The organism is Streptosporangium sp. NPDC049644, assembly GCF_040675205.1.
Taxonomy (GTDB): Bacteria; Actinomycetota; Actinomycetes; order Streptosporangiales; family Streptosporangiaceae; genus Streptosporangium; species Streptosporangium fukuiense.
Genome location: NZ_JBFAOJ010000097.1, coordinates 14,199 through 32,953 on the forward strand (window position 1 = coordinate 14,199; position 18,755 = coordinate 32,953).

18 protein-coding genes and 1 pseudogene are annotated in these 18,755 nt (G+C 70.0%); 13 read left to right on the forward strand and 6 right to left on the reverse strand.

The features are described from left to right. Positions 1-346 precede the first annotated feature (346 nt). Positions 347-886, reverse strand: a complete 540-nt coding sequence (locus tag AB0J58_RS36150) for a DUF4262 domain-containing protein (protein WP_364224361.1) — start codon at positions 884-886, stop codon at positions 347-349. Positions 887-1,616: 730 nt separating this feature from the next. Between AB0J58_RS36150 and AB0J58_RS36155 the strand changes: the two genes are divergently transcribed. Together AB0J58_RS36155 and AB0J58_RS36160 are read left to right on the forward strand one after the other, a co-directional pair. Next, complete coding sequence (locus tag AB0J58_RS36155) at positions 1,617-1,934, forward strand: MerR family transcriptional regulator (protein ID WP_364149903.1); 318 nt, start codon at positions 1,617-1,619, stop codon at positions 1,932-1,934. 433 nt (positions 1,935-2,367) lie between these two features. Further along, positions 2,368-2,883: an FBP domain-containing protein gene (locus AB0J58_RS36160; protein ID WP_364224363.1), complete on the forward strand. Its 516-nt coding sequence runs from the start codon at positions 2,368-2,370 to the stop codon at positions 2,881-2,883. Between the two features lie 48 nt (positions 2,884-2,931). Here AB0J58_RS36160 and AB0J58_RS36165 read toward each other — a convergent pair whose 3' ends face one another. After that, positions 2,932-4,125 carry a cytochrome P450 gene (locus AB0J58_RS36165; protein ID WP_364224365.1) on the reverse strand — a complete coding sequence of 398 codons (1,194 nt, stop codon included), beginning with the start codon at positions 4,123-4,125 and terminating at the stop codon, positions 2,932-2,934. Positions 4,126-4,501: 376 nt separating this feature from the next. Between AB0J58_RS36165 and AB0J58_RS36170 the strand changes: the two genes are divergently transcribed. Continuing rightward, a complete protein-coding gene (locus AB0J58_RS36170; RefSeq protein ID WP_364224367.1) occupies positions 4,502-5,956 on the forward strand; it encodes a serine/threonine-protein kinase in 1,455 nt (484 codons plus the stop codon). A gap of 68 nt (positions 5,957-6,024) precedes the next feature. Here AB0J58_RS36170 and AB0J58_RS36175 read toward each other — a convergent pair whose 3' ends face one another. Continuing rightward, complete coding sequence (locus AB0J58_RS36175; RefSeq protein ID WP_364224369.1) at positions 6,025-6,753, reverse strand: winged helix-turn-helix domain-containing protein; 729 nt, start codon at positions 6,751-6,753, stop codon at positions 6,025-6,027. Positions 6,754-7,179: 426 nt separating this feature from the next. Here AB0J58_RS36175 and AB0J58_RS36180 point away from each other — a divergent pair, with 426 nt between their 5' ends. From AB0J58_RS36180 to AB0J58_RS36195, 4 genes are all read left to right on the forward strand, one after another. Next, positions 7,180-7,701, forward strand: coding sequence for an RNA polymerase sigma factor (locus AB0J58_RS36180; RefSeq protein ID WP_343974699.1), 522 nt, complete (start codon positions 7,180-7,182; stop codon positions 7,699-7,701). Then, the gene (locus AB0J58_RS36185; RefSeq protein ID WP_364224372.1) at positions 7,698-8,873 is read left to right on the forward strand and encodes a CU044_5270 family protein; all 1,176 of its coding nucleotides are present in this window, start codon (positions 7,698-7,700) and stop codon (positions 8,871-8,873) included. The genes AB0J58_RS36180 and AB0J58_RS36185 overlap by 4 nt, the downstream gene beginning before the upstream one ends. Positions 8,874-9,031: 158 nt before the next feature. Next, positions 9,032-9,874 carry an alpha/beta hydrolase gene (locus AB0J58_RS36190; RefSeq protein WP_364224374.1) on the forward strand — a complete coding sequence of 281 codons (843 nt, stop codon included), beginning with the start codon at positions 9,032-9,034 and terminating at the stop codon, positions 9,872-9,874. Further along, positions 9,871-10,308: an HTH domain-containing protein gene (locus AB0J58_RS36195; protein WP_343974690.1), complete on the forward strand. Its 438-nt coding sequence runs from the start codon at positions 9,871-9,873 to the stop codon at positions 10,306-10,308. Before AB0J58_RS36190 ends, AB0J58_RS36195 begins: the two co-directional genes overlap by 4 nt. Positions 10,309-10,381: 73 nt before the next feature. On the opposite strand, the gene AB0J58_RS36200 is transcribed toward AB0J58_RS36195, so the two are convergent. From AB0J58_RS36200 to AB0J58_RS36210, 3 genes are all read right to left on the reverse strand, one after another. Then, a complete protein-coding gene (locus tag AB0J58_RS36200) occupies positions 10,382-11,239 on the reverse strand; it encodes an ABC transporter permease (RefSeq protein WP_364224376.1) in 858 nt (285 codons plus the stop codon). A gap of 3 nt (positions 11,240-11,242) precedes the next feature. After that, positions 11,243-12,067, reverse strand: coding sequence for an ABC transporter ATP-binding protein (locus tag AB0J58_RS36205; protein ID WP_364224378.1), 825 nt, complete (start codon positions 12,065-12,067; stop codon positions 11,243-11,245). A 73-nt stretch (positions 12,068-12,140) separates the two neighbouring features. Next, positions 12,141-13,202 carry an ABC transporter substrate-binding protein gene (locus tag AB0J58_RS36210; protein ID WP_364224380.1) on the reverse strand — a complete coding sequence of 354 codons (1,062 nt, stop codon included), beginning with the start codon at positions 13,200-13,202 and terminating at the stop codon, positions 12,141-12,143. A gap of 298 nt (positions 13,203-13,500) precedes the next feature. On the opposite strand from AB0J58_RS36210, the gene AB0J58_RS36215 reads away from it, so the two are divergent. The 6 genes and pseudogenes from AB0J58_RS36215 to AB0J58_RS36240 form a co-directional block, all read left to right on the forward strand. Beyond that, positions 13,501-14,817: a UDP-glucose/GDP-mannose dehydrogenase family protein gene (locus AB0J58_RS36215; RefSeq protein WP_364224382.1), complete on the forward strand. Its 1,317-nt coding sequence runs from the start codon at positions 13,501-13,503 to the stop codon at positions 14,815-14,817. A 520-nt stretch (positions 14,818-15,337) separates the two neighbouring features. Then, positions 15,338-15,856 carry a YlcI/YnfO family protein gene (locus AB0J58_RS36220; RefSeq protein ID WP_364224384.1) on the forward strand — a complete coding sequence of 173 codons (519 nt, stop codon included), beginning with the start codon at positions 15,338-15,340 and terminating at the stop codon, positions 15,854-15,856. An 83-nt stretch (positions 15,857-15,939) separates the two neighbouring features. Continuing rightward, the gene (locus tag AB0J58_RS36225) at positions 15,940-16,788 is read left to right on the forward strand and encodes a DUF4097 family beta strand repeat-containing protein (protein ID WP_364224386.1); all 849 of its coding nucleotides are present in this window, start codon (positions 15,940-15,942) and stop codon (positions 16,786-16,788) included. 21 nt (positions 16,789-16,809) lie between these two features. Next, complete coding sequence (locus tag AB0J58_RS36230) at positions 16,810-17,760, forward strand: ATP-binding cassette domain-containing protein (protein ID WP_364224388.1); 951 nt, start codon at positions 16,810-16,812, stop codon at positions 17,758-17,760. Next, complete coding sequence (locus tag AB0J58_RS36235) at positions 17,757-18,548, forward strand: ABC transporter permease (protein ID WP_364224390.1); 792 nt, start codon at positions 17,757-17,759, stop codon at positions 18,546-18,548. Before AB0J58_RS36230 ends, AB0J58_RS36235 begins: the two co-directional genes overlap by 4 nt. Positions 18,549-18,553: 5 nt before the next feature. Continuing rightward, positions 18,554-18,755, forward strand: a pseudogene (locus AB0J58_RS36240) (cytochrome P450); the annotation flags it as partial.

The window sequence follows — 18,755 nt, forward strand, 5'->3', positions numbered from 1 at the left end:
TGGACGTGTTTCGCGGAGCCTTCGATGGCCGTGGCCAAGGCTCCGTGTTCCCTCTTGGAATGGACTTGCGGATGACTTGGGAAGAACCACGGGGCGGCCGGAAACGCATCGCCTTGGAATTGGTGAGAAACCTTGTAAAATCACGGCCTGGCATCCAGGGGAAACGCGGCACACCCGGCGGGTCCGCGCGCCTTCCCGGCGCTGTCGGCGCAGACCAGGGCGTCCGTGGTACGGCGGTGCCGGCCTTTGTCCCACGGTGGCCTCATCATGCCCGCGGCCTCCGCCGGGAGGCGTCTCCGGCGGTTCGATCGGGAACGCGGGCCGGGGCCCGCCCGGCACGGTCCGGTCAGGGGAGTTTGGTCCAGGGGCCCGGGGCGTGGTCGTCCTTGGGGATCCAGAGCGCGGGCTGCAGCTCCCGCAGTCGCGGGGCGCAGCCGTCGTTCCAGGGGAAGCGGCCCGCGGCGTCGGGCCAGACGATCTCCATGAAGGGCAGCGGGGGCCCCTGGTAGAAGTGCAGCGCGGTGCCGAACAGCGACCGGTACCAGCTGGGGTCCACCGCCTTCGCGACGACCGGGTAGTTCCTGATCACGTCGCCCCGCTCCCGGCCCTCGACCAGGTGGTGCCCGGCGGCGATCCGGTCGGCCAGGGTGCTGAGGCAGTTGCCCATCACGTCCACCCGGAGGCCGAGCATCACCACCTCGGGAGAGCGGAGCGTGTGCCACAGTCCGACGGTGAACGCCCAGCCGGGGCCGTCCTCGTCCTCCGGGATCATGACAATCGCCCACCCCCGGTCCCGGACTCTCCGCAGTGTCCTGAGATCGGCCTGGTCGAGCTCCACCTCCCGCTCGACGCAGAGCAGGCAGTGGCATACCGGCTGGTCAGACATATGTTGAGCGTAGTGCTCTGTACGGATACAAGCTGACAAGTCCCCATCTACACCGCCTGGCCGCTCACGGCTTGGTCTCACGCGGCCATCGGGACTCGGGGTTGACGACGTCCGACTCGATCCGGTGCGCGAGGGTCTCCCGGTCGGTATGGAGTGCGAAGTGCCGGACACGGGACGGTTGGTCGTGCGGTCGGCAGAGAAAATCTGTTGTGGCCGCAGTAGACATCAGCTGTTGGGCGGGTTAGTATTTCAGGTGTCAGCAGAGTAGAGAACATCAAGAAGTCGCGGCAGATGACGAACTGTCGCAAAGAAGTGGCAAGACGGTCAGGCGTGTTGGAGCCAGCTGGTGCACGGGTTCCGACGCGGTGGCCGGCGGGCATGAGGACAGCCCGTGCGGTGCCGTCGGCAGGCGTGCTGGAGCCGAGATCCTGCAAGGGGTTCCAACCGGTGCCGATGGCAGAGGTACATAGGGAAATCAGAGGAAAAGGGGGAGGGTCACACGCCGCTGGATCGCCCGCCACCGGTTGTCGTCTCGCCGGGCGGGTGCCGTAGTCCCATCAGATTGGAAGGTGGTCTCCGGTCACGCGTACGCGATCCCCGCACTTCCTGCCTTTCGGGCGGCCAGTGCGGATACGAAGAATCGACACTCGTGTCGATGAAAGGTGTTGAACCCATAACTCTGGGCCCCGGTGCTGCAGCACCGGGGCCCCTGTGACGTGAAAAAGGTGCAATGGATCCAGCCCCACAGAACCCAGAGATCAAGCTCGACGACGACGATTACCCGGCCTACACCATGGGCCGTGCCGCCGAGATCCTCGGCACCACGCCGGCTTTCCTGCGTAGCCTGGGCGAGGCGAGACTGATCGAGCCGCAGCGCTCGTCCGGCGGACACCGCCGCTACTCCCGCTATCAGCTACGCCTGGCCGCCCGCGCCAGAGAACTGGTCGACCAGGGCACCGCGCTGGAAGCCGCCTGCCGCATCATCATCCTGGAGGACCAGCTCCAGGAAGCCCTGCGGATCAACGCCGAACTGCGCCAACGCGACTGACCTGCGGTTTCGGAGCCCGCGGACGCTCCCGTCCCCGGATCTTCCCGGGTGCGGGACGAGCGACCCTCCGGCAGCACGGCCGTGAGATCGAGGACCGGACCCGTGTGGCGGTGCGTGCCGTCCACGGGGACCTGGGACTCATCGGCGAGCGCCCCGTACCGCCGGCTTCCATCGTGCGTTTCCAGCTCGGCGTCGTCGCGGGCAGGCCCATGTCCAGGTGGCCCCGAACCCCCCGAGGGGTGTCCTGACATCAGAGGGAAAAGTATTCGACGTCCCCGATGTCGTGCTGACATAGTGGTCGGCACTGAATGTCGGAAAAGACAGTGAGCCGGCAGTTCGCTCGCCGGCGTCGCGCCCGTGCCTGCCCCCCTGCGGAGGCGCCGGTCGCGCGGGCGGGGCTCCAGCAGACGTGTCGATCAACAGTGGGTGAGTCATGATTCCGGTCGGTGAGAAGGAGATACGCGGATCCTTCGTCAACTGCTCCAAGGGGGAGGCGCGCAGGATCAACCTGCCCAGGAACCTGCCGGAGACCCCCTGGGCCGATCTTGACTTCCTGGGCTGGCTCGACCCCGGCGCGCCCGACCGCGGCTACCTGGTCGTCGAGCGGCGCGGCGAGCTCGTCGGCGTCACCCTGCGCCTCAGCCGGGAGGTGCGCAGGAGCTATGCCAAGAGCACGGTCTGCTCGATCTGCGTGACACCGCACGCGGGCACCGGGATCTCCCTGTTCGTCGCGCCCAGGGTCGGCGCCGCGGGCCGCCAGGGCAACACGGTCGGCACCTACATGTGCGCCGACCTGGCCTGCTCCCTCTACGTGCGGGACGTGAAGAAGACGGAGCTCGGCGTGCGGTTCGAGACGCTCGGCAACGAGGAGCGGATCATGCGGGTCGTCGTCAACCTGGAGAGCTTCCTGGACAAGGTCTTCCACGGCGACCTGAGCCCGGGCGCCTGAACCGTACCCGCCCGGAGCCGAGATCGCGGCTCCGGGCGGTCCTGCTGGTTACCAGGCGACCGGCAGGGACGTCAGGCCGTACACGACGCTGAAAGAGCGGAAGTGCGCCTCGGGCTCGACCGCGCGCAGCCCGGGGAAGCGTCCGAGCAGCGCGGGGAAGGCGATGCGCATCTCCAGCCGGGCCAGCGGGGCGCCCAGGCAGTGGTGCACGCCGTGGCCGAAGGCCAGGTGGCCGGGCGCGCCCCGGGTGATGTCCAGCGTCTCGGGGTCGGGCAGGAACCCGGCGTCGCGGTTGGCGGCGGGCAGCGCGCAGACCACCAGCTCGCCGGGCCCGATGACCTGGCCGGCGATCTCGACCTCCGCGGCGGTCATCTTGGCGGTGCCGGAGTGGACGATGCTGAGCCAGCGCAGCAGTTCCTCGACCGCCGCGTCGATGCGCTCGGGCTCCTTCCGCAGCAGCTCCAGCTGGTCGGGATGGCGGAGCAGGGCCAGCGTGCCCAGTCCGAGCATGTTGGAGGTGGTCTCGTGTCCGGCCAGCAGCAGCAGGGTGCCGATGCCGACGAGCTCGTGCACCGTCAGGTCGTCGCCGTGCTCGCGCACCAGCGTGCCGAGCAGCTCCTCCCCGGGATCGACCCGGGCGCGGGCGACCAGCTCGCCGATGTAGGCGCGCGACTCCATCTGGGCCGCCAGACGCTCCTCGAACGGCGAGGCCACATCGAGCATCTTGCTGCTCCTGCGCTGGAAGTCCTCCCGGTCGGCGTACGGCACCCCCAGCAACTCGCAGATCACCAGTGAGGGGATCGGCAGCGCGAACGACGACACCAGGTCGGCCGGGGACCCGGCGCGTTCCATCGCGTCCAGGTGCTCCTCGACGATGCGGGTGATCCGCGGCTCCAGCCGGTGCATCCGGCGGATCGTGAACTCCGGCGTCAGCGTCCGGCGCAGCCGGGTGTGCTCGGGAGGATCGAGGGCGAGCATGTTGCCCGCGCGCAGCGCCGCGATCTCCTCCTTGCTCATCTTCGTGTCGGACGGCACGAAGTCGATCCCCACCGCGTTGCTGAACCGTTCGGGGTCGCTCAGCACCGTCCGCACGTCCGCGTAGCGGGTCACCAGCCAGGCGTCGATGCCGAACGGTGTGCTGACGCGCCCGATCCCCTGCCCGTCCCGCAGCGTTTCCAGTTCCGGATCCGGGCCGAACCCTGCTCGCCGCATGTACAGCGGAGGCGTCGGAGTCTCGCTCATGTAGCTCCCTTGCTGACCGGCCGTCCTGACTGTTCCGGAGAAACGATAACCAGCCGCCGCCCTCCCGCAAGGGTTCCCGGCGGGCGCGATACCGCCCACCGCGCTGACCTGCGCGCGCCTCGGAACCCCCGCCCTATGGGGGCGACACCGATCCTCCTGCCGGACCGACCGAAAAGATCAGCGGGCAGGCCGCCACCGGCGGGTACGACGGATGACCGGCCGCGGTGACGACGCTCGACGCGCTCGTATTTGATCTAGCATGACGGCGCGGCCCCCGTACGGTGATCCGTCCGAGGCGCATCCACCTGTTCACGGCGTTCCGGGCGACGACCGCGGTCATCGCGCCGGCTCGATGGTGTGAGAGGGCGGCAGGACGATGGACACCAAGGGATGGGCGGTCAGCGTCTCCTCGGGGTATCGCGTCGGTGACTGGCGGGTCGGCAGGCCCGTCGCCACGGGGAGCTGGGCGAGCGTCTACCTGGGAACGCGGGACGGGCAGGAGGCGGCGCTGAAGTTCCTGCCCACCGGCACGCTCACCCGGCGGCAGTTGCGGCACCTGCGGGACATGACGGAGCGGGAGATACGCCTGCACGACAGGCTCCGGCACCCCCGGCTGATCCGGCTGCGGGAGACGCTCGTCATCGACGACGCCGGAAACTCCGAACTCGACGGCGCGTGCGTGCTGGTGATGGACCTGGCGGAAAGGTCGCTGGCCGACCTGATCGGGGAGGGGGCACCGGTTCCCGACGCGCCGAGGCTGATCGCCGAGATCTGCGAGGGGCTGGCGCACATGCACGCCGAGAGGTGGGTGCACGGAGACCTCAAACCCAACAACGTGCTCGTGATGGCCGACGGCTCGGTACGGCTCGCCGACTTCGGCCTGGCCACCGAGATGGACGGGACGCACGGTTACCTTCCCCCGATGGGTTCGGTGGACCACGTGCCTCCCGAGCGCTGGGGGGAGCCGCTGAGCGAGAAGGGGCACGCGGTGCGGGCCTCGGCCGACATCTGGGCGTTGGGCGTGACGGCGTGCCAGCTGTTCACCGGCCACCTTCCCTTCAGCGCCCCCACCGCCCGCGCCCGCTACGTGGCCGCCGTCGAGTACGCGGCGGGCGAGTCACCCCTGTCGCTGCCGGTCTCGCTGCCCGAGGCCTGGCGCTCCTGGGTCGGCGACTGCCTGAACCCCGACCCGAGGTCCAGGCCCAGCGCGGCCCGTCAGCTCTACCGCGCGCGGCTGCTGGCCGGCACCTTGAAGGGGGCGCCCCGGCGAACGGGCCGCCGGATGGCGAAGGCCGTGGCCTCGGCCGCTCTCGTGCTGGCGGGTGCCTCGGGGGCGGGGCTGGTCGACTCGCGGCTGGCCGATCCGTTCGGGCGGTGGTTGCGCACCGACTCCGACATCCCCCGGGAGTACCGCGCGCTGATCGTCGAGGCCGGCACGATGTGTGACGTGCCGGGCCTGAGCCCGGCACTGGTCGCCGGAATGCTGAAGGTGGAGAGCGACTTCGACCCGTACCTGGTCGACATGGACACGAACGAGTACGGCCTGGCGCGCTGGACGCCGTCGGTGCTTCAGTACTACCTGCCGAACGAGCGCCTGGGCACCATCCTCACCCCGCCGCTGTCACCCGAGGACACCATCCCCGCCGTCGGCCGCTACCTGTGCGTACGGTTGCCGCTGCTGGCCGGGGTGCCCGGAGACCCCGGGCTGCTGGGAGCGGTGGCGTTCCGCTCCTCCGACGACGTGGTCCGCCAGGAGGGCGGGATTCCCGAGCGCTTCCAGGCCCACGCCGACCTGGTACGGAGACACCGGGCCGAGTACCAGCCGCGATGACGGGCCGCGAGGGTGGCCCGGTGGGTCACCCTCGCCGGGTCGGCGTTCCGATCGGGTACGGGGCGCGATCAGCCGTTCAGCCGCTTCAGGTGCTCCTCCCGCACCAGGTCGAAGCGGAGCGCGACGGAGACCAGCGCGGCGCGCTGCCAGTCGGCCTTGCGCGAGCCCGACGGCGGCTTGACGCGCAGTTTCGTCCGCGCCAGATAGTCGATGTGGAAGTTGACCGCAGCCCTGGTCAGGCCCGCGCCGCCGGGAACGTCGCGCAGCCGCTCCAGGATCTCCGGCACCGTCGGGATGACCGGGGACGAGCCGTCGCGCAGCCGCGGCTCGCAGAGCGCGACCAGCACGAGGAAGTACTTCGCCGTCTCGTCCACCGGGAAGCCGGAGACGGTCGGCTCGCCGACCGTCGCGCTCTCGGGCGCGTCGGGGTCGATGAAGCTGTGCTGCGAGGCGAAGACCAGGAAGGAGCAGGCGCCACCGGCCACCGGGAGCACCACGCGGGCGAACTCGAACGGCACGGGCGCCGCCGCCCGCCGCGGAGCCACCTTGAGGAACTCCCCGCCGCCCTCCGGGTTCTCCACGACCAGGGTGGCGTCGCGGCTGAGGTTGGTGAGCAGCCAGTAGTCGTCCACGGCCCGGATGATCCCGGCCCGCCGGGATATCCCCGGATGGTCCAGCGGGAAGTCGACCGGGGCGCTCTCCGTTCCGCGGCCGAAGGTGACCTCGCGACCCGGAGGAAGCTCGATGACGGCCGCTCCGGCGTCGGTGGCCTCGGCCTGCAAGAGGATCGTCCGCATCCGTCCTCCTATCGGCACCCTAGAACCTTCCAGGTTCCCGGAACATCAGCCTATGCCGAACGATGTCCCTGTCGGCGCCGAATATCAGGGGACCACATCGCGCCGGCGGATGCCGCTCGGGGAGAGGCCGCGGTACGTACGCGGCCGGAGACCGCCGCCGTGTGGGGCCGTGGCGCCGTCTTCGACGCTCGCGAGAACGCCGAGGCTCTCTCCGGGCCGGGACAGCGGCCGGTCAACGAGGGCGGCCGGCCGCTGCCTCCCCTGTCCCGTCAGGCCGGCGCGGCCGGGGACGTCGCCGCTCGCCGCCCCTGACCAGCGGTCCCAGGAGGCCCGTACCCTTTTTTTCGAGGAAGCGGGTAACAACCGAGGGGCTCCGGCCACTTCCCGGTGTCAGAAGAACACATCCGGGACGAAGGGGGCGGGGCGGTGACGGACGACTCGCAGAGATTCACCGACATGTACGACGAGTGCCGGCAGCGCGTCTGGGCCTACGTGGTCAGCCGCGCGGGACGGCAGGTCGCGGACGAGGTGGTGAGCGAGACGTTCGCGATCGCCTGGCGACGGCTGGAGGACGTGCCGGAGCCGGCGCTGCCGTGGCTCCTCGGGGTGGCCCGCAACGTGCTGCGCGACAACATCCGGGCGGAGATCCGGCGGGACGCGCTCAGCGCCGAGTTGCGGGCCTGGACCGAGGACGACGTCGCGGAGCAGGTCACCGAACGGCTCAGTGTGCTCAGGGCGCTGACCGGGCTTTCGGAGGAGGATCGGGAGATCCTGATCCTGACCGCCTGGCAGGGGCTCTCCCCCCGCGACGCGGCCCAGGTCGTCGGCTGCTCTCCGACCACCTTCCGGGTGCGGCTGCACCGCGCTCGCAGGCGGCTCAAACAGCGGATGGACACCGCCGTGAGTCCCGAGCCCCGGATGAGGAACCTCAGCGAGGAGTGGTCATGAATCCCATCGATCAGCTGCGGGCCGCACGTCCCGCGCACCTGGACGACACCCCGGTCGACCCGCGGACCAGGGCCGCCGAGCTCTCCCGCGCCATGGCGCGGCCCCGGCCGGCCCCGGCCAGGCGCAGGATCGTACGCCCGGTGTGGGGCCTCGGTCTCGCCGGAGCCGCCGCGGCCGTGACCGCGGTCGCCGTCGCGATCTCCGCGACCGGCGGTACGGCCCCGCGCGCGCCCTCCGCCCAGGTGATCTCGAGCCCGGCGACCACCACCCAGGGAATCGAGCTCTCCGGGCGATCCATCCTGCTCGCCGCCGCCCACGGGGCGGCCCGCCAGCCGGATGTGACCGGTGCCTACTGGCACACCGTGTCCGTGAGCCGGAACCTGTTCGAGGCGGCCGACGGGGGCTACACCCTCGTGGACCGGCAGCGGAACGAGGTGTGGACCCCGTCGGCGACCGGCGGGGAGCAGTGGAGCCGGACGAGCTCCCTCGGCGCGGAGCCCGCGAGTCCGGACGACAGGGCGGCCTGGGAGCAGGCCGGTTCCCCGACCGAGATCCACGTCAGGTCCCCCAAGGGGGGTGGCGACCCGAAATTCGCAGATTTCGCCCTGTCGACCGAGCCGGGAGCGGCGCGGGACGGCCACGCCCCCCTCGTCGACGGGGACAAGGTGTTCTGGCTGGGCCGCAACGTCAGCATGAAGGACCTGCGCGGCCTGCCGGAGGACCCGGACGGGCTCAAGGCGTGGCTGCTGCGCTCGTACGAGGGGCACGACACCGAGTCGGACACCCCGATGTCGTCGGACGCCTGGCTGTTCGCCGTCACGGTCGGGCTGATCACCGACATGCCGGTCACCCCGCAGGTGCGCGGCGCCGCCTTCCGGATGCTCGCCGACCTGGAGACCATCGAGGTCGTCCGTGACGTCGTCGACGCGGAGGGCCGTACCGGCAGCGCCGTCGCCATCGAGGAACGGGTCAGGGCGAAGGCGGACGCCAAGGGCGGCGAGGGGATCCTGCGGAACCGCCTGATCTTCGACGAGGCGACCGGGCGGGCACTGGCCAGGGACAGCGTCGTGGTGCGGCCGGGCGGCCTGCAGGCCGGATTCGCGCCGGGCACCGTGTGGAACTCCGAGACCGTCCTCGCGGCCGACTGGACCGACGAGAAACCCGCCTCCTGACCTCCCGGAGGACTCGCCGTACTTCCGGGGCGTACGGCGAGTCCTCCGGGCGACGCGCCGGTGATGGCCGAGCGGGAACCGGACGCGGTCGAGGCCGGGGTGACGGCCCGCGATCTCGGCCGTTTCCCATGATCGGACATATTCGCTATATTTAGTAAATGGTGAATATGTCGTCGACGCTCTCACTGCAGGGGTGTGCCCTGCACTACGCCGACAGTGGTGGCGACGGTGTGCCGCTGCTGTTCTCGCACGGAGCCGGGGCCGATCACGTGATGTTCGACGCCCAGAGCGAGCGACTGCGCGCCAGGGGATACCGGGTCGTCACCTGGGACATGCGCGGCCACGGCCGCTCTCGCCCGGCGGGCGTTCCGTTCACCGCCGAGCGGGCGATCGCGGACCTGTGCGCGCTCGTCGAGCACCTCGCCCTCGACCGGCCGGTGCTCGTGGGACAGTCCCTCGGCGGCAACCTCGGCCAGGCGGTCGTCCGGCGGCATCCGGACCTCGCCCGGGCGCTGGTCGTCATCGGCTCGGCGTGGAACACCGGGCCGCTGTCATGGACGGAACGCCTGCTGTTGAGGACGGCCGCGCCGAGCCTGTCGATGATTCCGGCCGGCCGCCTTCCCGGTGTGATGGCGGGGGCCTCCGCGGTGACGGAGGGCGCGCGGGCGGACGCGCGGCGGGCGTTCTCCCTGCTGTCGAAACGGGAGTTCCTCCAGGTGTGGCGGGCGACCGTCGAGCTCCTCGACCCGGACCCCGGCTACCGTACGCCGGTGCCACTGTGCCTGATCCGCGGCGAGCGGGACCGTACCGGCAACATCGCCTCGGCCATGCGCGGGTGGGCCGCGGCGGAAGGCGTCCAGGAGGTGGTCATCCCCGGCGCGGGGCACATCGCCAACCAGGACGATCCGCACGCGGTGAACGCGGCGATCGAGACGTTCCTGGGTACGATCCCGGACTCTGACCCGGACTCTGGCCCGGACTCGGGGCGGGCACGGAGATGAGCGCGACCAGGCGTGGCGCGTTCATCACCTCGGTAGGTGACCTGCTGGCCTCATGGAACCTCCCGCACGCGACCGGTCGCGTCTACGGGCTGCTCCTGATGACCGAGGAACCGGCCTCTCTCGACGCGATCGCCGCCGAGCTCGACCTGAGCAAGGGCGCGGTGAGCACCGCGGTGCGGCAGCTGAACTCCTGGGGACTCGCCAAGGTTATCCCGCAGCCCGGCAGCCGCAGGCTCCTGGTGGAGGCCACCGGAGGGATCGAGTCACTGCTGGAGGCCAGCCACGCGCGGGCCAGAACCCTGATCGCGGCCCTGCGCGACGGTGAGGCACTGCTGGGTCCGGGCCCCGCGCAGGACCGGCTCCAGGACGTGATCGGGCTGTTCGCCGGCTATGTCGACGTCGGGAGCGAGCTGCTCGACAGACACCGCCGCTAGCGCCTCGTCCAGACGATGCCCGCCGCTCCGCGGGCGCTGGGCTCGGGGAGCGGCGGTGAGTTCCACGTTCGGGTCAGCCGACGCGCTGGTCGAGTCCCCAGCGACGCCGGAGGGCGTTGTCGGCCGCGCCGAAGCACATGTCCACCACGATGCCGATGACCAGAATCACGATCATCGTCGCGAGCAGGCCGGGCGCGTCGGAGAGCTCCCGGGCGTTGTCGAGCTGTTCGCCGATCGACGCCTGGTGGGCGATGATCACGAGAAGCTCGCCCGCCATCAGGGACCGCCAGGCGAACGCCCAGCCCTGCTTGAGACCCGACAGGAACGACGGCAGCGACGCGGGCAGGATGACGTGCCGGTAGAGCGCCAGGCGCCGCAGGCCGAGGATGTGCCCGGCGCGGAGCAGGATCGGCGGGGTGTAGTCCACGCCGGCGATCAGTCCGTTGGCGATCGACGGCGCCGCCCCGAGGACGACCACGAACAGGATCGCGCTCTCGCTGAGCTTGAAGAACAGGATCGCCAGCGGGAACCACGCGATGGAGGGCATGGTCTGCAGGCCGGTGATCAGGGAGCCGAGCGCCGCCCGCAGCGGCCGTACCCGTGACACGGCCGCGCCGACCACGAGACCGACCAGCACCGCGATCGCGAACCCGGTGATAGCGCGGCGCATCGTCACGCCCAGGGCCTCGTAGAACTCGGCCTCACCGAGGCGGTTCCACAGATCCTCAAGGACGGTCACCGGGCCGGGAAGGACGTACTCCGGGCGCCACCCGCTGAGCACGACCAGCTCCCAGACGGCGAGGACGAGGAGGATCGCCGAGAGCATCGGCCAGCTCCTGGCCCAGACCCTTGAGGCCAGGCTCTGCTGCTCCCGGTTGGACAGCTCCAGCGCGTCCAGACCGGCGATGTGCTGGGAAAGATCAGTAGCCATCGGTCACTCGCCGCTTCCCGGTCCCTGCGCCGCCGGCCTGGCGTGGCGCAGCACCTCCTGGCGCAGTCTGTCGGTGATGGTGGAGGCCGGTTCGGCCACTTCGGCGGAGTCGGTACGACGTGGCCGCGGCAGCGTCACCGGGAATTCCTCGATCACCTTGCCGGGCCTGCTGCTCAGCAGGACGACCCGGTCGCCGAGCCGTACGGCCTCGCGCACGTTGTGGGTGACGAACAGGACGGACAGCTCCCGCTCCCGCCAGATCCGCTCCAACTCGTCGTGGAGCAGGTCACGGGTCATGGCGTCGAGGGCGCCGAAGGGCTCGTCCATGAGGAGCACGTCGGCCTCCTGGGCGAGGGCCCTGGCGAGCGCGACCCGCTGGCGCATGCCGCCGGACAGCTCGTGCGGGCGCTTGTCGCCGAAGCCGCCGAGGTGCACGACCTCCAGGAGCTCCGCCGCCCGCGCGCGGCGCTCCTTCTTCGTGGTGTTCCTGCCCGAGCTCGTCACCCGGAGCGCCAGCTCGATGTTCCCCGAGACCGTGAGCCAGGGGAACAGGGCGGGCTCCTGGAACATCATCGCGATGCGGGCGTCCCCGGTGTCGATCTCTCCGGCCGTGGGGCGGTCCAGGCCGGCGACGAGGTTGAGCAGCGTGCTCTTGCCGCAGCCGGACGCGCCCAGCAGACAGACGAACTCGCCTTGGTCCACCGAGAGCGTGACCTGGTCCAGGGCCAGGAGCTCCCTGCCGTACACCTTGGAAACCGCGTCCAGCCGGACCGCGGGCTCGTGCCCGTCGGTCCGGCCGGGGCGCAGCTCCTGTATCGGAGCTGTCACTTCGCCTCCCTGACCAGCGGCTCGCCGGCCCCTGACCGGGGGCGCCGCTTCCACTCTGCTGTTCTGTGCTCGATCACTTGTCGCTCACCGCGGGCTGGCTCTTGGCCGCCAGGACCTCGTTGAGGATCGTCAGGTCGTAGATGCCGTTCAGGTCCACCGGGTCGAGCAGGCCGACCTTCTGGGCGTGGTCGGCGCTGCCGTGCAGGGAGGACGCGATCGGGTCGTTGGTGAAGGTGATGTTGCCGAACGCGCTGTCCAGGACCGCGTCCGCGATGGGCTTGCCGCTCAGCTCCTTCAGCTCCGCGTTGATCGCCTCCTTGGCGCCCGCCGGGTCCGACTGGATGAAGGCGTTGGACTCGACGTGCGCCTCGATCAGCTTCCTCACCAGGTCGGGGTGCTCCTTGAGGAACTGCTGCCGCACGATCAGGTGCGTGATCACGAACTGCTTGTTCGGCCAGAGTTCGGTCTCGTCGAGGAGGATCTTGCCCTTGCTCTCCTGGACCAGGCGGCTCGCGAAGGGCTCGGGCACCCAGGCGCCGTCGATGTCGCCGGTGGCGAAGGTCTGCAGGGTCTGGGCGTTCTCCTGGGGGAGGATCGAGACCTCGCCGCCGCCCTTGGTGTCGGTCTTGATCCCCTTCTCCTGGAGCCAGTAGCGCAGCGCGACGTCCTGGGTGTTGCCGAGCTGAGGCGTGGCGATCTTCTTGCCCTTGAGGTCCTCGACGCCGTCGATCTCGGGCTTGACCACGAGGAAAACGCCGCCGGACGCCGCGCCCGCGACGATCTTGATGGCTTCGCCCTTGGACTTCGCCCAGGCGTTGATGGCCGGGTTCGGTCCGATGTAGGTCGCGTCGATGGCGTCGGAGAAGATCGCCTCGGTCGCGGCCGGTCCGGCGTTGAAGGTCGAGACCTTCAACGTCGTGTCGCTGCCGAGCGCCTTGGCGAAGAAGCCCTTCTGTACCCCGACCAGGGCCGTGGAGTGCGTGATGTTCGGGAAGAAACCGAGGCGGACCTCAGTCGTCGCCTTCGCCGTGTCGCCGCCGGAGGACCCCCCGCCTCCTCCGCAGGCCGCCGCGAGGGCTGTCACCGTGACCGCGGCCAGTGCCACTGCCGTCCCCCGGAGCCTGCGAACCCTCATTGAGTACTCCTTAATTCCTACTTAATAAGTCGGTTAAGTGCATAAAATGGCAAACGGGCTCTCCTGTCAAGCGCGGTGACGGTATGGGTGCGAGTTGTTACCGGTTCGTGTTTCTCGGTGCGCCGCCGCCGGCGGGACCGTACGGCCGACGGCATGAGCTTCGCTCCCAAAGCCGCGCCGACTTCTGGACTCCGAGCTGTGAAAAGCCGCAGAGCCGACACTTCGCTACCCCGGCACGCGATAACTTCTTGGGGCGCGTCCCGGATGCGCCCGAGGAAGCCAACGGACAGGAGCCACGATGCGCGTTTCCGTGATCGGATGCGGTCACCTCGGCGCTCCGCACGCCGTCGCGATGGCCGAGATCGGCCATGAGGTGATCGGCGTCGAGTCGGACCCCGGCAGGTGCGAAGCCCTGGGCAACGGCATCGCCCCCTTCTTCGAGGAGGGCTTCGAGGACCTCCTGGTCCGGCACACCGCCTCCGGCCGGCTCCGCTTCACCACCGATCTGCGGGAGGCCGCGGACTTCGCCGACCTGCACTTCATCGCGGTCGGCACCCCGCTGCGCGCGGACGGCCACGGTTACGACATGACCCAGGTGATCGAGGCGGTGCGGTCGCTGGTCCCGCTGCTGGGCAGGCCGGCCACGATCGTCGGCAGGAGCACGGTGATGGTCGGCACCGTCGAACGGCTCCAGAAGATCATCGACGCTGACGCGCGGATCGCGAACGTGGAACTGGTCTGGAATCCGGAGTTCCTGCGCGAGGGGCATGCCGTGCGGGACTCCCTGCTCCCCGACCGGATCGTGGCCGGTCTGACCTCCCGGCAGGCCCGAGAGGCGGTCGAGGAGGTGTACGCGCCGATCCTCGACCACGGGGTGGGGTTGATCCTCACGGACCCGCCCACGGCAGAGGTGATCAAGTCGGCCGCGAACGCGTTCCTGACCACGAAGATCTCGTTCATCAACGCGATAGCCGAGGTGTGCGAGTACGTCGGAGCGGACGTGAACATGGTCGCCCACGCGATCGGCGTCGACCGGCGGATCGGGGACGGCGGGATGCGGCCGGGCATCGGCGCCGGGCCCAAGGACGTCACGGACTTCACGCACCGCGTCGGTGAGCTGGGCGCGCGGAACGCGCACGGGTTCCTGACGGCCGTCGATTCGATCAACGCCGACCGGATCCCGGCGGCGATCAGGCTGATCGAGAGGGCGCACGGCGGTCCGATCGACGGTCGGACCATCGCGTTCCTCGGCACGGCCTTCAAGGCCGGGACCAGCGACGTACGTGACTCGCCCGCCCTGCGCCTGGCCGAGAGGCTGGCCGAACGCGGTGCGACACCGGTCATCTACGACCCCGAGGCCATCGCCGCCACCCGCGAGCTGCACCCCGAGTTCGGCTACGCCGACACCGCCGAGCAGGCCATCGCGGACGCCGATCTCGTCGTGCTCGCCACCGAGTGGCCGGAGTTCACCGCCGATCCCGAACTCCCCGCGACCACCGCCGACCTGGTGCGCCACCGGGTGCTGGTGGACGTGCGCAACACCGTCGAGCCGGGGCCGTGGCTCGCCGCCGGCTGGGAGGTCTGGCAGCTAGGCCGCCGGCCCCAGCGCCCGTAGGCGCGGCGGTCGGGCGTCGGTTCTGACGTGATGTTCCGGGACCGACGAGTTCGACCTCGAATCCGTCGGCGTCCTCCAGGTAGGCGGCACGGTGCCGCTCGCCACCGGCCAAGCCGCACTCGCCTGGACGAAGTACCGCACCGGTTGAGCCGAGCCACCAGGACTGGGAGCCGGACCTGCCGGCGGCCGGATACGCGCTCGCGCTGTTCGACGGGCTGAACCGCCCGCTCGCAGCCGACGTAACGGCACCTCGGGTCCGAACGCAAAGAACTGGTCAAAATCCACCTGGACACCTCGCGGACACCGCCCTCTCGTGATCGGTTGTTTGGCCGCACCTGTTCGCGTCCCCGCCGTCGCGCGCACCGCCTGGCGTCACGTCGCCCGCAAGGTCGATCGACGTGCGAGTTCCAGAGCCGGTCTGCAGTGTCGTGAACAGCCGAACACTCAGCCTGAGCCAAAGTGGTGCCAATCTGAGCCAATATGGATTGTTGATGGCACCGTTGTGTGCCATAGTGATGCCATGGACTTGACCCCGTATGTGGCCTCCCTCGGTCGCGAGCTGCTGACCGCAGTCGAGACCGGTGATGACGACGCCGGCAGGCTGATCGAGCGGTTGACCGTGTCGATGGAGTCGGCGATCCGGCTCACCCTGCTGGAGGCGTTGTCGGCGGCCGCCGACGAGATCACCCGGGACCTGGCCCCCGGTTCGGTCCAGGTGCACCTGCGTGGACGTGACCCGAACTTCGTCGTGACGGTTCGCCAGGCGGAGCAGCCACTCGCCGACACCCCGGATCCGGGCGCGCTGTCGGCCGAGGACGCCGCGGCGAGCTTCGAGGACGGCCCGGTGACACGGATCAACGTCCGCCTCCCGGAACAGCTCAAGGCCGCTATCGAGGAGGCGGCGGGCAAGGAGGGGCGCTCGCTCAACGCCTGGCTGGTGCGGGCCGCCTCGACCGCGCTGCGTGCCCCGGAGCGTGACCACGGCTCCGACCGGCGCGGCAAGCGCGGCGCGCAGCGTTACACCGGCTGGGCCCGCTAGCCCACGCCGACACCCAGAACCACTTTCTTCCTACGTCTCCGACCAGCGGAGATGTTCTTCCGACCCATTCCGAGGGGACAGCCATGCCTGTTTTCGCCACGCCGGAACCGATCTCCGCCACGATCGAGCTCTCCGTCGGTGACGTGCGGATCATCGCGAGCGACCGGACCGACACCGTCGTCGAGATACGACCGAGCGACGAGTCCGACGAGTCCGATGTGGACGCCGCGCAGAAGACACGCGTCGAGTACGCCAACGGCACGTTGACGGTCCGTGGGCCGAAGGCCCGCATCCTCGACTTCTCCAAGAAGACCAGATCGGTCGATGTGCTGATCGAACTTCCCACCGGCTCGCACGTGCACGCGGACCTGTCGATGGCGGACCTGCGCGGCGTCGGCACGCTGGGGGAGTGCCGGCTCAAGACGTCGGCCGGGCATTTCCGCCTCGACCGAACCGGACCGCTTCGACTGGACACCTCCGGTGGCGACATCACCGTCGAAACGGTCGCAGGCGACGCCGAGGTCTCCACCGGCACCGGGCGCGTGCGCCTCGGCGAGATCGGCGGCACCGCCGTCGTCAAGAACTCCAACGGCACCACCGACCTCGGCACCGTCACCGGCGAGTTGCGGGTGCGCTCGGCCAACGGCGACATCTTCGTCGACCGGGCCGACGCCATGGTGGACGCCAAGACCTCCAACGGGACCATTCGCGTCGGCCAGGTCACGCGCGGCACCGTCACGCTGCAGACCTCGACCGGCCACCTCGAAATCGGTGTCGCCGCCGGCACCGCCGCCTGGCTCGACCTGAACACCTCGCACGGGCGGGTGGAGAACGGGTTGGAGGGTCTCAGCCAAGCGCCGGAGCGGTCCGAGCGACGCGTCGAAGTCCGTGCGCGCACGTCGTTCGGCGACATCACCGTCCGCCGTTCCTGACCAGATCCCGAAGGGGTTCACATGACCATGCCATCCCAATCCGCGATCACGGCCACCGGACTGCGCCGCTCGTACGGCGACCACGTCGTGCTCGACGGCGTCGACCTGAACGTCCCGCGCGGCACCGTCTTCTCGCTGCTCGGCGCCAACGGCGCCGGCAAGACCACCACGGTCAAGATCTTGTCCACCCTGATCCGCGCCGACGGGGGCAGCGCGCGGATCGCGGGTCACGACCTGTTTGTCGAGCCGGACGCGGTGCGTGCCGCGATCGGCGTCACCGGCCAGTTCTCGGCGGTCGACAACCTGCTGACCGGCCAGGAGAACCTGACCCTGATGGCGGATCTGCACCGCCTCGGCCGGAAGGCGGGCAGGCGCAGAACCGCCCAGCTGCTCGAACAGTTCGACCTCGTCGAGGCGGCCGAGAAGACGGCGGCGACCTACTCCGGCGGGATGCGGCGGCGGCTCGACCTGGCGATGACGCTGGTCGGCTCACCGCAGGTGATCTTCCTCGACGAGCCGACCACCGGGCTGGACCCGCGCAGCCGCCGCGCCATGTGGCAGATCGTGCGAGAACTCGTGGCGGGTGGCGTCACCATCTTCCTCACCACCCAGTACCTGGAGGAGGCCGACGAGCTCGCTGACCGGATCGCGGTGCTCGACCACGGGAGGATCGTCGCCGAGGGCACCGCGGACGAGCTCAAGCGGCGCATTCCCGGCGGCCACGTCCTGCTGAGGTTCGCCGACGAGCGCGACCTCGAATCCGCCGCGCGCGCCGTGGGCCAGGTGTCCCGCGACAGCGACACGCTCGCCCTGCGCGTACCGCACGACGGCAGCCTCAGGTCGCTGAAGGCGCTGCTCGACCGGCTCGACCAGAACGCGGTCGAGGTCGACTCGCTCAGCGTGCACACCCCCGACCTCGACGACGTCTTCCTCGCTCTCACCGGCAACAAGGAGAAGGTGACCGCACGATGAGCACCGTGTCATACGCCCTGACCGACTCGGCGACGATGCTTCGCCGCAACCTCAAGCGCATGGTGCGCTACCCGTCCATGACACTGCAGCTCATCGGCATGCCGATCGTCTTCCTGCTGCTGTTCGTCTACGTCTTCGGCGGCACGCTCGGCGCCGGGCTCGGCGGCGTCTCCGGCGGACGCGCGGAGTACGTCAACTACGTCACCCCCGCGATCATCCTGATGACGATCACCGCCGCGGTCCAGGGCACCACCATCTCGATCGCGATGGACATGACCGAGGGCATCGTCGACCGGTTCCGCACCATGGCCATCGCCCGGGTGTCCGTCCTGACCGGGCACGTCATCGGCAGCCTCATCCAGACGATGCTCAGCATCGCGGCGGTCATCGGCGTCGCGCTGCTCATCGGCTTCCGGCCGTCGGCGGGGCCCGGCGACTGGCTCGCCCTCGTCGGTGTCCTGGTGATGATGGCCTTCGCCTTCATCTGGCTGGCGGTCGCCTTCGGCCTGGCCAGCAAGACCGTCGAGTCGTCGAGCAACGTCGGTCTGCCGCTGCTGCTGCTGCCGTTCCTGGGCAGCGGGTTCGTCCCGACCGACTCGATGCCCACCGTGTTGCGCTGGTTCGCCGAGTACCAGCCGTTCACGCCGCTCATCGAGACCCTGCGCGGCCTGCTGATGGGCACGCCGATCGGCAACAACGCCGCCATCGCGGTCGGCTGGTGCGTCGCCATCGCGCTCGGCGGCTACCTGTGGTCGAAGAAGCTGTTCAACCGCGAGTCCACCCGCTGAGCCGGGTGTCCGCGAGTCCACCCGCCAAGCCCATCCCCTCCGTCATCATCTGTGAGCTGCTGGGCGTGCCGTACGAGGACCGGGGCCGCTTCCAGGAGAACATCGACAAGGCCCTCGGCGGGGAGGCCGGCGACGAGGAACTGTTCGCGGCCTACACCGCGACCCAGGAGTACCTCGCCGAACTGGTGGCCGCCAAGCGCGCCGACC